This is a genomic window from Acidiluteibacter sp. (assembly GCF_055129545.1).
The window spans coordinates 244,587-259,557 of the sequence record NZ_JBSRUB010000013.1 but is presented as its reverse complement, the minus strand read 5'-3'; the positions used below and the strand labels follow the sequence as shown (position 1 = coordinate 259,557).

The window sequence follows — 14,971 nt, the reverse complement described above, 5'->3', positions numbered from 1 at the left end:
AAAATTTTTACAAATGTAACCTTTAGCAGGCAAAAATGACAAGCAGACTTCCACCTAATTTATGCAACCATCTAGCCATTATTATCTGTAATTTTGGAGTTATGATTTTGGTCACTGGAGGAAGCGGCTTAGTAGGCGCACATACATTATTAGAACTTATTAAACAGTCCAAAGGACCAATAGCCGCAATCTTTAGAAATGAAGAAAGCTTAAGAAAAACCAAACATATTTTTTCCATGTATGGGAAAGAAGCCATCTTCAATCGCATTGAATGGCGACAAGCAGACATCTTAGACATCTTTTCATTAGACGATTCATTCAGAGGAGTATCAACAATCATCCACTCTGCAGGTTACGTGTCTTTTAATCCAAAAGATGCCGCTAAACTCAAGAAAATAAATATTGAAGGAACTGCAAATGTGGTAAATGCAGCAATTGATGCTGGCGTCAAACGATTAATCCATGTAAGTTCTATTGCAGCCCTCGGGGACAATAAAAAAGGCGAATGCATCAACGAAACCAGTAATTGGGAAAAATCAGAAACGACGTCAAACTACTCAATCAGTAAACATTATGCTGAAAATGAAGCCTGGAGAGGATCTGCAGAAGGACTGGAAGTACTAGTCTTAAATCCGGCTACCATTATTGGGCCAGGTGATTGGTCAACAGGAAGTCCAGCATTGTTTAGAAGAATCAACGAAGGGTTGAACTATTATAGTTCGGGTTCTAATGGATTTGTAGCCATAGAAGATGTTGCCCATTTACTTGTTAAGCTGATTGACCACCCTACAATCAATCAACGCTTTATTGCTAGTGCAGCTAACCTTAGTTTTCAAGAACTGTTTACCCAAATTGCAAAAGGAATTGGTAAAAATCCGCCTGCTAAAAAGGCAAAAAGATGGCAAGGAAAAATAGTGCAAGTTTTCGATTCTCTTAAAACAAATCTAAATGGAAGCAATCCGGTATTGACTAAAGAGAGTTTATCTGCCGCCTTTGGTAATAAGTGTTTTGACAATTCAAAATCTATTCAACAACTAGACTTTAACTACACCAGTGTTGAAAGGGCCATTCAAGAAACCGCTTCTATTTTCTTAAGGGATCTCGGGATCAGTAGGTAGCGTATCTTGTTCGGCATTTCTTTTTTCACCCTCATTCTTTGCATCTAGCGTGCTTAAATTTATAATTGCAGCCTCATAAATTTCTTGCAATACATCTGGTTTGCTCACATAATATGAAAAGCTACTATCGTATGACTCTTTTGTCAAATTATATTTCTTAAATATTGCATTATAGATACTATCCGTCAATTGGATACTGTCATTTCTCAACGTAAACTTGAGTTTGATATACGATTCAGCAATTTGAACATCAGTCATTACATTGATCATTTCTTCTTTAGAAATAACCAATTCAGGTCTTTTTTCTGTAGAATTACACCCGACAACTAATAATGACCACAAAAGAATAAATAAGTATTTCATCTATCGCTCAAAAGTTAATCGTTGGCCCCTAATTTCATCATTCACTGTTCCATTCTCATAGGCAATAGCACCACTTACGAATGTAGCATCAATACTTGAGCTAAAAGTAGTTCCCTCAAAAGGTGACCACCTGCATTTACTTAAGATATTGGAAGTATTCACTTGCCATGGACTGTTTAAATTCACCAATACTAAATCGGCGAAATACCCTTCTCGAATGTAACCGCGTTTTTCAATCTGAAAACATTCGGCAGGAGAATGACTAATTTTATTTACCAAATGCTCTAAAGTAATTAATCCCTTTTTGTATTGCTCTAATAATGCAATCAATGCATGTTGAACTAATGGACCACCTGAGGGTGCATTGAAGTAGGAATTGTTTTTTTCCTTTATGGTGTGGGGAGCATGATCTGTTGCAATAATATCAATGCGATTGTCATTTACTGCTTTCCAAATTGCAGCTCGATCTGTAGTTGACTTTACGGCTGGATTCCATTTAATACTCGCACCATATTTTTCATAATCTTCATCCGAAAACCACAAATGATGCACACAAGCTTCAGCGGTAATTCTTTTCTCATTCAGCGGGATATCGTTTCTAAATAGCGCTGTTTCTTTTGCAGTAGAAATGTGCAAAATATGCAATCGAGTATTGTACTTTTCAGCCAACTCTACTGCCATTGAAGAAGATTTATAGCACGCCTCCACACTTCGAATCATAGGGTGCATCTTCATCGGCAAATCTTCTCCATATAACTCTCTATAATGTGCAGTATTGGCTCTAATTGTCGCCTCGTCTTCACAATGAGTTGCAATGAGCATATTGCATTCTTTAAATAAATTATTTAACACTTCCTCGCTGTCAACTAACATATTTCCAGTAGAAGAACCCATAAATACCTTAATCCCACAGACATGTCTAGGGTCAGTTTTTAATACTTCTTTCAAATTGTCATTAGAGGCTCCCATAAAAAAGGAATAGTTCGCAACAGAATTAGCTGCAGCTATATCATATTTATCTTGAAGTAATTCTTGAGTTAAGGTATTTGGAACAGTGTTTGGCATTTCCATAAAAGTGGTGATCCCACCTGCTACAGCAGCACGAGCCTCTGTTTTTATTTCTGCTTTATGTGTTAAGCCTGGTTCTCTAAAATGAACTTGATCATCGATCATTCCGGGAATCAATAATTTTCCGGTAGCATCAATCATTCGGTTAGCTTGAACTTCAATTTCAGTTTTTGATACTGTTTTAATTTTATCTCCTTCAATGAGAACGTTTCCAACAAATTGAACGCCTTCATTAACAATTGTCGCATTCTTTATTAGGATAGTATTTGCCATTAGGCCGCTTTTTTATAGTTTGTAAACCAGCTTTTTATTTTCATTTGAATTACTCCAAACAATGCTTCTTTAAAAATTCCTCCACTCATTTTTGAGTTTCCTTCTCTACGATCTGTAAAAATTATTGGGAACTCCTGAATCTTGAATCCATGTTTCCACGTTTTAAACTTCATCTCTATTTGGAAGGCATACCCTTTAAATGAAATTTGATCTATACCAATCGTTTCCAAAACTTTTCGACGAAAACAAACAAAGCCTGCAGTAGCATCATGAATAGGCATAGAAGTTATCAAACGAACATAAACCGATGCATAATAAGACATCAACACACGTCCTATTGGCCAATTGACCACATTTACACCTTTTACATAACGACTTCCGATAACTAAATCAGCAGAGGTTTCAATCGCATGATTATATAAATTCACTAAATCTTCTGGGTTGTGTGAAAAGTCAGCATCCATCTCAAAAACAAACTCATAATCTCTTGCTAAACCCCAATGAAATGCATGAATATAAGCAGTACCTAATCCTAACTTTCCAGATCGCTCTTCAATAAAAAGTTGATCTGTAAATTCAGTTTGTAATCGTTTAACTATGGATGCTGTTCCATCAGGAGAACCATCGTCAACAATTAGTATATGGAAGTTTTTGGAAAGGGAAAATACCTTCCTGATGATTTTTTCAATATTTTCCTTTTCGTTGTAGGTTGGGATTACAACTAAACTATCCGACATATTTAAGCGCTTAACGGGTTGAATAACCAAAAATAACAATAAATTGGTTTTGTACTAATTTACTACTATTTCTCTATAAAATCTTTAACTATTGTTATGAAATCCTCAGGCGCTTCTGCATGCACCCAATGTCCCGCATTCGCAATGGTTTTAACGGTTGCATTCGGAAAATATTCAAATATTTTTGAATGATATTGCTCGGTAATGTAATTGGATTTTCCACCAGCGATAAACAGTGTTTTTCCTTCATAGGGCTGCTTAATATTAACTCCTGCACTAATTTCTACAATAGTTTTGTCCAGAACAGGTAAATTAAAGCGCCACGCTAATTCTGTTTTAGTTTTCCAATATATATTCTTCAATAAAAACTGTCTAACAGAAGGTTCCTCAATTTTTTTGGCCAAAATTTCGTCTATCTCGCCTCTTTTTTCTACTTTACTAAAATCTACGCTATTCATCGCCTCCAAAATACTTTCGTGATGAACGGGGTAATTCACTGGAGCTATATCTACAACAATTAATCTTTCTAATAAATCCGCATGTTGCGAAGCAAAATGCATCACAGCTTTCCCTCCCATGCTATGGCCTAAAACAATAGGTTGATTTATATTGTGTATGCTAACAAATTCAGCAAGGTCGTCTGCTAGAATTTGATAATCAAATTCATCACTGTGTGGAGATTGTCCATGATTTCGTTGATCTATTAACCAAACTTGATAATCCTCTGAAAGATATTTCCCAATAGTCAACCAATTGTCTAATGAGCCAAACAATCCATGAAGTATAATTAGATGTTGTCCGGATTCACCTAATTTTTTATAATTCAATTCCATTTTTAGATATCTTGATGTGAAAAATTTAATTCAGTTAAATAAGCTTGGATTGTTTTTTCTAACCCAAAATACAAGGCATCAGAAATTAAAGCATGACCAATTGAAACTTCCAATAGCCCTTTAATATTTGCTCTAAAGAAATGCAAATTATTCGTATCTAAATCATGACCAGCATTTATACCAAGTCCTAATTCATTGGCTAAATTAGCAGCTGTGAGATAAGGTGCAATCGCATTATTTGGATGATGAGGAAACTGCTCAGCATAGGGCCCAGTATAAAATTCAATTCGCTCAGTAAAGGTATTTGCGGCATGTTCAATGTTTTCCAACTTCGTATCTACAAAGATGCTTGTGCGGATACCGTTGGACTTTAACTCAGTTATGATCTCCCTTAAAAAATCGCCTTCTTTTAATGTATCCCATCCTTCGCTTGAGGTCAATGCATCAGGAGGGTCGGGAACCAAAGTCACTTGATCAGGCTTTGTTTTTAAGACTAAATCCATAAAAGATGCCGTTGGATATCCTTCTATATTGAATTCTGTTGTCACTACTTTTTTCAACTCTATCACGTCATTATATCGTATGTGACGTTGGTCGGGTCTTGGATGAACGGTGATGCCTTGTGCACCAAACCGCTCACAGTCTTTGGCAACTTGTATTAAATCAGGTACATTTCCACCTCTAGCATTTCTAAGGGTGGCTATTTTATTAATATTTACACTTAAACGGGTCATGGATTAATAGTAATATTGTATTATTATTAAAACAAAATTAAGGGTTATAAACTTAGCATTTGGGCTTGTTTGCAATTGAATTAAATTATGCTAGCAATAGAATTAATCACAGATGAGATTCCACCTTTAAAAACTTCAGATACTGGAGAAAAGGCATTGTTGTGGATGGAAGAATTTAAAGTAACCGAAATGCCCATTGTTAACCACAATGAGTTTCTAGGATTGGTGACAGAGCATGACATCTTAGACGCAAATACCCCAAAAGAGGCTCTTGGAAACCATGAACTTTCATTGGAAAAACCTATGGTTTATGCACATGAGCATATTTATGCAGTCATTGGGAAAATTAGCGAACTAAAACTGAGCCTAATTCCAGTACTCGACGCACAAAACAACTACCTAGGAACAATAACTTTACAAAAACTAATTGACCGAATTTCTCAAATCGCAGCCATAGATGAGCCGGGAGGAATAATAGAATTAGAACTAAATAGCAATGATTATTCCATGGTAGAAATTGCGAATATCATTGAAAGTAACGATGCTAAAATCTTAAGTAGTTATATCACGCAAGTACCCGATTCTACAAAATTAGAAGTAACTATTAAAACCAATCAAGAGGATTTAAGTGGAATTCTTCAAACTTTTAATCGATACGAGTATACGGTGGTGGCGTCTTTTCATAAAAGCAACGCGGATGATGAATTAAGACAACGCTACGATGCATTTATGCATTTCTTAAACATCTAGATGAAGCAGTTTCTTCTATTATTTGTACTTTTTTTAATTCATTTTTCTGATGTTTCAGGACAAGCTACAGAGCTTTATGAACTAAAACCTGACAGCATAACTATAGACACTAGTAAAACTTATTCCATACAATCTATTCAACTGATAGGAAATAAAAAAACCAAGGACTTTATTATCCTTCGAGAGATTTCAGTAAATATCGGTGACACCATAAATGGAAATGACCTAACAAAAGAATTAGAACAAGCTAGAAAAAATATTCTGAATACAGGACTTTTTCACTTCGCTACGGTTAATTTGGTAGAAGAGGGCAATCAAATTTCAATTTACGTAATGGTAAATGAAAGGTGGTATTTTTTTCCTTTTCCAATTTTTGAAGTGGACGACACCAATTTTAATACTTGGCTGGAAAGCATGGACTGGAACAGAATAAATTATGGGTTTTTTCTTACGCAACGCAACATAAGAGGAAGAGATGAAACGTTAAAACTTACCCTTCAATTGGGTTTTAGAGAGCGATTAAAACTATCCTACAATATCCCTTACATCAACAAAAAAAGAACCTTGGGACTCGGTATTTCTACTAGCTTTTTGAGGCGACATGAAATTGCCTACATCACCAACGATAATAAGCGCCTTCAAGTAAGGCAAGAAGATGAATACTTATACAAAAATCAAACAATTGGTTTCAGTTTAAATTATAGAAAGAAAATATTCAATAAACACAACCTATCAATCAGTTATAACAACGTACTGGTCTCTGACTCAGTTATTGACTTGAATCCAGAATACCTATCTAAAGGCAAAACAAGAAATGAGTTTATTACAATCACGTATAATTTCACCAGAGATAAAAGAGACTCGAAAAACTATCCATTAAAGGGGTATTATGTATCAGCTACAGTTCAAAAGTTTGGCTTGGAGCTTTTTGATAACTCTATGAATTTCGTAAACACAACGTTTCAAGCTAAAAAGTTTAGTAAACTTTCTGATCGATTTTCCTTAGCTGGTTCCGCTTCTACCACTTTTTCTTTCAATAAAACAACTCCTTACTTTTTGGAAAATGGACTTGGGTATGGAGGAGGAGTTAGAGGCTATGAATACTATGTAATTGATGGCCAAAATATAGGTATTGCTAAAGCTCAATTCAGGTTTAGTTTATTGCAGCCAAAAGTTTATCGAATGGGTTTTCTACCAAGTGAAAAATTTAGCAAAATGCACTTTGCCATTTATTCAAGTATCTTTGCAGACATAGGGTATGTTGATGATCAAATTGGCTACCCTTTAAATAATTTAGCAAACACATGGATTTACGGAACAGGAGTTTCTCTTGACTTTGTGACGTATTATGATTTAGTTTTTAGAACAGAGTTTTCCTTTAATAAAATGGGAGAGTCCGGATTTTTTATTCACTTTGTAGCACCAATTTAACCAAAATGAAAGTTGCAATATACGGTCGTAAATTAACAGACGAAAGCAAAGAGAGTGTTGAAAAGCTATTTCAAAGTCTGAAAAATAAAGATGCAGATATCTATGTTCATTCTAAATTCCAATTAGAACTAGATCATTGCATTACTGCAATGGATACCGCTAAATCTTTCACCAGCTATGAAGATTTAGATGCCAATTTTGATGTATTTATTTCATTGGGTGGTGACGGCACTATTCTAGAAGCTGTAACCTTAGTGCGAGACTTAAATATTCCTATATTAGGTATTAATACTGGTCGATTAGGATTTTTATCAAACACTAGAACAGACGAAATCCAATATGCAGTAGATTGTATAAGTGATGGCGAATATAAAATAGATAAGCGAACGCTGTTAGAAGTTAATACAGCAAGCAATCTTTTTGGAGACATTAATTTCGCATTAAACGAGCTAAGTATCTTAAAAAGAGACTCTTCTAGCATGATTACTATCCAAACTTATATTGACGGAGATTATTTAAACTCTTATTGGGCAGATGGGTTGATAATTTCAACTGCTACGGGGTCTACTGCTTATTCTTTAAGTTGCGGTGGACCGATTATAATGCCCGGAACAGGCAACTTCACTATTACACCAATAGCACCGCACAATTTAAATGTCCGACCGATTGTAATTGCAGATTCCTCCATTCTTAAATTCACAGTTAAAAGTAGGTCAAAACAAAATTTACTTGCTCTTGATTTTAGGTCAAAAATTATTACCTCTAACGAAACGATAACCGTTCAAAAAGCGAACTTCACAATTGCTTTAATGCAGCTACCAAATCAGTCGTTTATTTCAAGCTTAAGGAACAAACTAAACTGGGGTTTAGACCAAAGAAATAAATAAGTTAACTACTTAATAACACCATTAATCGAAAAATGGGTTAAAATTCACATTGATTTTTTATATTTGCGCAGACTTAGAGTTATGAGAAAGTATACCATCGTTTTATTATTCATTTTTATCCCAACACTTCTTAGTGCACAACTTTGGAAAAGGTACCGCAAGCAGGTATATGGTGGTGTTGGTGTGACTAATTTTTTAGGTGATCTTGGCGGAGGTAACGATATCGGAGCAAATGACTTCACAGACCTAGACATTGCTGCCACAAGAATGACTGTAAATGCTGGTGTTAAATATCAATTGAATCAATTTATAAGTGCAAGAGGTAGTTTAACTTGGGGACTCTTAAAAGGAGACGATAAAAACACCAAACAAGAAGATAGATTGAGAAGAGATTTAAGTTTTAGATCTCATTTTTGGGAAGTGAGCTTAATGGGAGAGTTTTATTTCCTTCAAAACTCCAGAAATGGAGCTTATCGATTGAGAGGAGTTAGGGGGAACAAAGGTCTAAAAATGGATGTATATCTTTTAGGTGGAATTGGCTTCATGTATTTCAATCCTAAAGCTGAGCTAAACGGAAAATATGTTGCATTGCAGCCTATAGGTACAGAAGGACAAGGACTACCCGGTCAAAAAGCGAAATACAAAAGAACGACATTAACGATTCCATTAGGAATTGGGGTAGCAAAATCGATCGATCGATATTGGACCATTGGTTTTGAATTCATGTATAGAGTGACATTCTCAGACTATATTGATGATGTAAGTGGCAATTTTTATGATACCGAGGCTATCATTGAAGCAAATGGCGGGAACAGAGACATTGCAAAACTAATATCCAGTGGTGATGGTGGTAATGGCTTTGAAGGCCAGGTCAGAGGAGATCCAAAACAAAACGATGCTTTCATGACAGGCACCATTACAGTTACCAAAAAGATTTTGGCGAGAAGAAGAAGTCGCCCTAAATTCTAAATACACTAATTATTTCTTTACTACGTTAATTGCTTTTACGAACTTTAGCGCATGAAATATTTCATTAGTGTTTTATTCATTTTTTTAAGTTTATTTTGTAGAGCTCAGAAAATTTCAGAAATGGGAATTTTATTGGGAAAAGGCAATTATAATGGAGAACTGAACCCAACCAAACAATTCAGCACAGATGGTGGTGGGCTTGCTTTTGGTGGAATCTTTAGGTATAATCTAAATCCAAGGTATGCATTAAAAGCTACAGCGATATATACCAAAATTCGTGGCAATGACAATATAGCAGATTTAGAATTTGGGCAACAACGAGTTGTTGAGTTTCAGTCTAACTTGTTGGAATTTTCTTCTCAAATCGAATTCAATTTTATGAAATATCAAATTGGAGATTGGAGTCAACCTTTTTCCCCATTTATTTTTGTCGGAGTCTCTGCATTTCAATACAATCCAAAGACAACCCAAAATGGACTTAACGTACGTACTTCAGACATTAAACAATGGGGGCTTGCAATGCCTTTTGGTGTTGGTTTCAAGGTTAATTTATTTTCAAGATTTGGCTTATCAGCAGAATGGGGGTTCAGAAAAACAGGTAGAGACAACATTGATGGGTTAATAAACAATAATCCTGAGTATCCCGAATTTGAAAACGGGAAAGATTATGATAACGATTGGTATTCGGTATTAGGAGTGTCTTTGAACTATAGATTGACAAAGAAAAACGTCTGTCCATCCAATTTTTAATTGCCAACTATTAATTGGATATTTGTAAGCATTTTTTAGCAGAATTATATTAATGAGTATTATCGATAAAAGTAAGCTCCCAAGTCATATTGCGATCATCATGGATGGCAATGGACGTTGGGCTAAAAACAAAGGAAAAGCGAGAGTTTTTGGCCACAAAAATGGAGTTGAATCTGTAAGACAAGTTACTGAAGGAGCTGCTGAGCTTGGCATTCAATACCTTACGTTGTATGCATTTTCTACAGAAAATTGGAACCGCCCGAAAGCAGAAGTTACGGCATTAATGACTTTGCTGGTTGCTACAATAAGTAAAGAAACAAAGACACTAAACAAGAATAATATCCGTTTACATGCCATCGGAAATTTAGAAAACTTGCCAAAAAGTGCCAAGAAGGAGTTATTAAACTCTATAGAAAAGACTGCCAATAATACAGGATTGAATTTAATATTGGCATTGTCATACAGTTCAAAATGGGAAATCACTCAAGCGATGACTGTAATTGCTCAAAAAGTGAAAGAGGGAACAATCTCACCTGAAAACATTTCAGAGGAGACAGTTCAATCTCACTTAAGTACGGCACAATTTCCTGATCCAGAATTATTGATACGAACCAGTGGCGAGCACAGAATAAGTAATTTCCTTTTGTGGCAGATTGCTTATTCAGAGCTTTACTTCACTCCAACTCTATGGCCCGATTTTAGAAAAGCAGACTTAGAAGAAGCCATTCTCAGCTACCAGCAGAGAGAACGAAGATTTGGAAAAACGAGTGAACAATTAGAAACCCCAACCAACGCATGAAGAATTTTTTAATCCTTGTAGCTCTGCTATCAATAGGACTGACCAGTTATGGTCAAATTTCAACTAATCCAGGTCTGGAGCTAATTGATTATTCAACTCCAAGAACTTTTACAATTGGAGGTGTTACTGTTTCTGGTGTCCGAAGTTTTGACAACAATGCTTTAAGAGCAATTTCAGGTCTAGAAATTGGGAAAGAAATAAAAGTACCAGGGGAAGAAATTACCCGAGCAATCTCAAATCTTTGGAAACAAGACCTATTTACGGATATTCAGATTTCTGCTACGGAAATTATTGGTGATAAAATATTTCTAGACATTTATATTCAAGAACGACCTCGACTTTCAAAATTTAAATTTATTGGTGTTAAAAAAGGAAAACAAGAGACACTAAGAGAAGAAATTAAACTAGTTAGAGGTAAACTAATTACACAGAGCTTAATCGAAAGTACTGAATACAAGGTTAAAAAATACTATACTGATAAAGGGTACTTAAATACTAAAGTTACCTTAATTCAAGAGGTTGACACATTGATTAACAATAGCATCATACTTACTATCAAAGTTGATAAAGGTGTAAGAGTAAAGATAAAAGACATTGTAATTGAAGGAAATGAAGCCCTTTCTGACAAGAAGATTCGTCGTACAATGAAAGATACGAAGCAAAAACGATTTTATAACATCTTCAAAACTTCAAAATTGGTAAAACCTGCCTTCAAAAAAGACAAACAGGCTATTATAGATAAATACAATTCTAAGGGGTATAGAGATGCAAAAATAGTGTCGGATACTGCAACCAAAATTGACAATAAAAATATCTTGTTGACTTTAAAAATATCTGAAGGAAAGCAGTATTATTTTGGAAAAATAAAATGGGTAGGTAATACAAAATATAGCAACGAAGAACTGGATAATATTCTAAATATTGATGAGGGAGAAATATACAATCAAGAATTAATGGATCAACGAATATATATGGATCCAAATGGAAGAGACATCAGTTCTTTGTATTTAGATCAAGGCTATTTATTCTTCCAGCCGGAAGTAGTTGAAATTGGGATCCGTAACGATTCCATTGACTTTGAAATTAGATTAAGAGAAGGAAAGCAGGCCACAATAAATAATGTAACCATAAAAGGAAATACGAAAACTAACGACCATGTTATTCTTAGAGAAATCAGAACTCGACCAGGCGAGCTATTTAGTCGGGCAGATATTATTAGGACTCAACGAGAATTAGCTCAATTGGGCTATTTCAATCAAGAGACTTTGGGTGTCAACCCGATTCCTAATCAAGAAAATGGAACAGTTGACATTGAATATGTAGTCGAAGAACGTCCATCAGATCAAATCGAGCTTTCCGGTGGCTGGGGTGCCGGCAGGGTTGTTGGAAGTTTAGGTGTTTCTTTCAACAACTTTTCAGCTCGAAATTTCTTCAAAAAAGGAGCTTGGCAGCCATTACCTGCAGGTGATGGGCAAAAATTAAGTCTACGAGCACAATCAAATGGACGTTTTTTTCAATCGTATAATGCTTCTTTTACAGAACCATGGCTAGGAGGAAGAAAACCAAACTCCCTAAGTGTTAGCTTATTCCACTCGGTGCAATCAAACGGTAATGAAAAGAAAATTACAAACTCTGAGGGAGTTAAAATTGACAATCCAAATCGTTCTGCAATATATATTACTGGTGCATCAGTAGGACTTGGGAGAAGATTAGAAGTGCCAGATGATTTTTTCACTTTATATAATGAAGTCTCCTACCAATATTATACTTTAAATAATTACTCGGCTCAATTTGTATTTTCTGATGGATTTGCGAACAGCCTGAGCTTTAAAACTGTTTTATCAAGAAATTCCATTGATGCACCTATATATCCCCGTTCTGGATCACAAACCTCATTGAGTGTTCAATTTACCCCTCCCTATTCTCTTTTTGGAGCAGATAAAGATTATGATGCCATTTCAGATCAAGAGAAATACAGATTTGTAGAATACCACAAATGGAAATTCAATACCTCATGGTTTACTAGCATTGCAGGAGATTTAGTTTTGAATACGAAAATGGGATTTGGTTTCTTGGGACAATACAATCAAAATTTAGGTCAATCGCCATTCGAACGTTTTTATCTTGGTGGCGATGGATTGAGTGGTTTTGCATTAGATGGAAGAGAAATTATTGCATTAAGGGGTTATGGAAACGGAGATTTGTCACCCAATACAGGTGCCTCCATAGTAAGTAAATATACTATGGAGTTAAGGTATCCAGTTTCCTTAAATCCATCTGCTACTATTTATGGCCTAGCTTTTGCAGAAGCAGGAAATTCATGGGCTTCCTTCAATGATTACAAACCTTTTGAAGTAAAAAGAGCGGCGGGAGTTGGAGTTCGGATTTTTATGCCAATGTTTGGTCTTCTTGGTCTTGACTGGGGATATCGTTTTGATGATGTTCCAGGATCAAATCAGAATAAAAAAACCGAAATCCACTTTACAATTGGGGGTAGCTTAAATGGGTGGTAGAAAAAAGTTAAATTCGCACACCTTTTAATTTAAGTAGAACTAAAATTGAAAACAAAATGAAAAAAATTGCATTATTAATCGCTTTTATTGCTGTTGGGGTTACTTCAACATTCGCACAAAAGTTTGCGTATATCGATACGGAATATATTCTTAGTAGTATTCCCGAATACAAAACGGCCCAAACAGATTTAGATAATTTTTCTAAACAATGGCAAGAGCAAGTAGAACGGAAGTATTCTGAAATCGACAAAATGTATAAAGATTATCAGGCAGAAGAAATTTTGCTAACTGATGAAATGAAAAACAAACGAAGAGAAGATATCATTAAAGCTGAGCAGGCTGCAAAAGACTTCCAAAAATCAAAATTTGGCGTAGATGGTGAATTATTTAAAAAACGACAAGAGCTGATTAAGCCTATCCAAGATGAGATTTACAAAGCTGTAAAAGAAATATCTTCAATTGGTCAATATGCGATCGTATTTGATAAATCCAGTGCACTTACTTTGATTTACACCAATCCTAAATACGACAAAAGCGACGATGTGATCAAACGTTTAGGATACAGTCCGGGTCAATCTAAATAAACAACTATTAAAATCAATACTAACACTTCAAACCATAATTCAATGAAATTCATTAAATTTTTTACATTAATCGCATTATTGGCAACTACATCAGTTAGTTTTGCTCAAAAATTTGGACACGTAAATTCCAACGAATTACTTTCAATAATGCCGGAAAAAGTGCAGGCTGAAAAAGACTTTCAAGCTTATACACAACAATTGGAAGAGCAGTTACAGAAAATGTCAAAAGAGTTACAGGCTAAGTATGCAGATTACCAAGCCAACCAACCGAATATGTCAGAACCAATAAAAAAGGCGAAAGAAAATGAAATTCGTGACATGGAAGGTAGAATTCAAGAATTTAGAGCAGGTGCTGAAGAAGATTTAGCAAAAAAAGAATCTGAATTGTTGGAGCCAATTATTACAAAAGTTAAAACAGCAATTGAAGAGGTAGCCAAAGAGGGTCAATATACTTATGTATTTGATTCTAGTGCAGGATTTTTATTGTATTCAAAAGAATCTGAAGATATTATAAGTAAAGTAAAGAAAAAGCTAGGTTTAATTTAAACCAAATGGGCAGTTCATTTTGAACTGCCTTTTTTTTGTCCATAAAAGGCTAATATCTATTGTTGTTTTTCATGCACAACTATTTAAACCAAGAAGAATACTTGACATAGTTCTGTGCAATACGATTGATCTCTCCTTGAATCAATGATTGATCAGCTTTCTTCACTAGTTTTGCTGGCACACCAGCATAAACACTACCCTCTTTTACATGAGTGCCTTCTAGTAACACGGCGCCTGCGGCAATAATAGAATTACTCTCTACAATACAATTGTCCATTACAATGGATCCCATTCCAATTAAAACATTATCGTGAATAGTACAACCATGAACTAATGCATTGTGCCCAATTGACACATTATTACCAATCGTAGTGCCAGCCTTTTGATAGGTACAATGAATCACTGCTCCATCTTGAATGTTTACTCGATTACCCATGCGAATATAGTTGACGTCACCTCTTACTACTGCACTAAACCAAATACTACATTCATCTCCCATTGTTACTTCGCCAACTATCGTTGAATTTTCTGCGATAAAACAATCAGCACCAAATTTTGGTTTCTTACCCTGAACTTCTCTTATTAAAGCCATAATCTATCGTTAATGTAAGCTCAA

At 35.2% G+C, this 14,971-nt stretch carries 16 protein-coding genes; 10 read left to right on the top strand and 6 right to left on the bottom strand.

Annotation, left to right across the window (positions count from 1 at the left end):
- The first annotated feature begins 35 nt into the window (after positions 1-35).
- Complete coding sequence (locus tag ACTB0X_RS07235) at positions 36-1,118, top strand: NAD-dependent epimerase/dehydratase family protein (protein ID WP_463024328.1); 1,083 nt, start codon at positions 36-38, stop codon at positions 1,116-1,118.
- Here the strand turns inward: ACTB0X_RS07235 and ACTB0X_RS07230 are convergent.
- From ACTB0X_RS07230 to ACTB0X_RS07210, 5 genes are all read right to left on the bottom strand, one after another.
- Entirely contained in the window at positions 1,092-1,481 is a 390-nt protein-coding gene (locus ACTB0X_RS07230) for a DUF4296 domain-containing protein (RefSeq protein ID WP_463024327.1), read from the bottom strand. The genes ACTB0X_RS07235 and ACTB0X_RS07230 overlap by 27 nt on opposite strands.
- Complete coding sequence (locus ACTB0X_RS07225) at positions 1,482-2,822, bottom strand: dihydroorotase (protein ID WP_463024326.1); 1,341 nt, start codon at positions 2,820-2,822, stop codon at positions 1,482-1,484.
- Complete coding sequence (locus ACTB0X_RS07220; RefSeq protein WP_463024325.1) at positions 2,822-3,559, bottom strand: polyprenol monophosphomannose synthase; 738 nt, start codon at positions 3,557-3,559, stop codon at positions 2,822-2,824. The genes ACTB0X_RS07225 and ACTB0X_RS07220 overlap by 1 nt, the downstream gene beginning before the upstream one ends.
- 65 nt (positions 3,560-3,624) lie before the next feature.
- Positions 3,625-4,392, bottom strand: coding sequence for an alpha/beta fold hydrolase (locus tag ACTB0X_RS07215; protein WP_463024324.1), 768 nt, complete (start codon positions 4,390-4,392; stop codon positions 3,625-3,627).
- A 2-nt stretch (positions 4,393-4,394) separates the two neighbouring features.
- Positions 4,395-5,126: a pyridoxine 5'-phosphate synthase gene (locus tag ACTB0X_RS07210; protein ID WP_463024323.1), complete on the bottom strand. Its 732-nt coding sequence runs from the start codon at positions 5,124-5,126 to the stop codon at positions 4,395-4,397.
- Between the two features lie 87 nt (positions 5,127-5,213).
- Here ACTB0X_RS07210 and ACTB0X_RS07205 point away from each other — a divergent pair, with 87 nt between their 5' ends.
- The 9 genes from ACTB0X_RS07205 (at position 5,214) to ACTB0X_RS07165 (ending at position 14,355) form a co-directional block, all read left to right on the top strand.
- Positions 5,214-5,876 carry a CBS domain-containing protein gene (locus ACTB0X_RS07205; RefSeq protein ID WP_463024322.1) on the top strand — a complete coding sequence of 221 codons (663 nt, stop codon included), beginning with the start codon at positions 5,214-5,216 and terminating at the stop codon, positions 5,874-5,876.
- Entirely contained in the window at positions 5,877-7,307 is a 1,431-nt protein-coding gene (locus ACTB0X_RS07200; protein WP_463024321.1) for a POTRA domain-containing protein, read from the top strand.
- Positions 7,308-7,312: 5 nt separating this feature from the next.
- Positions 7,313-8,194, top strand: coding sequence for an NAD kinase (locus ACTB0X_RS07195; RefSeq protein WP_463024320.1), 882 nt, complete (start codon positions 7,313-7,315; stop codon positions 8,192-8,194).
- Positions 8,195-8,275: 81 nt separating this feature from the next.
- Positions 8,276-9,163, top strand: a complete 888-nt coding sequence (locus ACTB0X_RS07190) for a DUF6089 family protein (protein WP_463024319.1) — start codon at positions 8,276-8,278, stop codon at positions 9,161-9,163.
- Between the two features lie 51 nt (positions 9,164-9,214).
- On the top strand, positions 9,215-9,913 hold the full coding sequence (gene porG, locus ACTB0X_RS07185) for a type IX secretion system protein PorG (protein WP_463024318.1): 699 nt from the start codon (positions 9,215-9,217) through the stop codon (positions 9,911-9,913).
- A 43-nt stretch (positions 9,914-9,956) separates the two neighbouring features.
- On the top strand, positions 9,957-10,712 hold the full coding sequence (locus ACTB0X_RS07180; RefSeq protein ID WP_463024645.1) for an isoprenyl transferase: 756 nt from the start codon (positions 9,957-9,959) through the stop codon (positions 10,710-10,712).
- Complete coding sequence (gene bamA, locus ACTB0X_RS07175) at positions 10,709-13,225, top strand: outer membrane protein assembly factor BamA (protein ID WP_463024317.1); 2,517 nt, start codon at positions 10,709-10,711, stop codon at positions 13,223-13,225. The genes ACTB0X_RS07180 and bamA overlap by 4 nt, the downstream gene beginning before the upstream one ends.
- Before the next feature lie 56 nt (positions 13,226-13,281).
- Positions 13,282-13,809 (top strand): OmpH/Skp family outer membrane protein, encoded by a 528-nt coding sequence (locus ACTB0X_RS07170; RefSeq protein ID WP_463024316.1) that lies wholly within the window; start codon positions 13,282-13,284, stop codon positions 13,807-13,809.
- Between the two features lie 42 nt (positions 13,810-13,851).
- A complete protein-coding gene (locus ACTB0X_RS07165) occupies positions 13,852-14,355 on the top strand; it encodes an OmpH/Skp family outer membrane protein (protein ID WP_463024315.1) in 504 nt (167 codons plus the stop codon).
- Between the two features lie 79 nt (positions 14,356-14,434).
- Here the strand turns inward: ACTB0X_RS07165 and ACTB0X_RS07160 are convergent, their stop codons facing one another.
- Positions 14,435-14,947: a gamma carbonic anhydrase family protein gene (locus tag ACTB0X_RS07160; RefSeq protein ID WP_463024314.1), complete on the bottom strand. Its 513-nt coding sequence runs from the start codon at positions 14,945-14,947 to the stop codon at positions 14,435-14,437.
- Positions 14,948-14,971 lie beyond the last annotated feature (24 nt).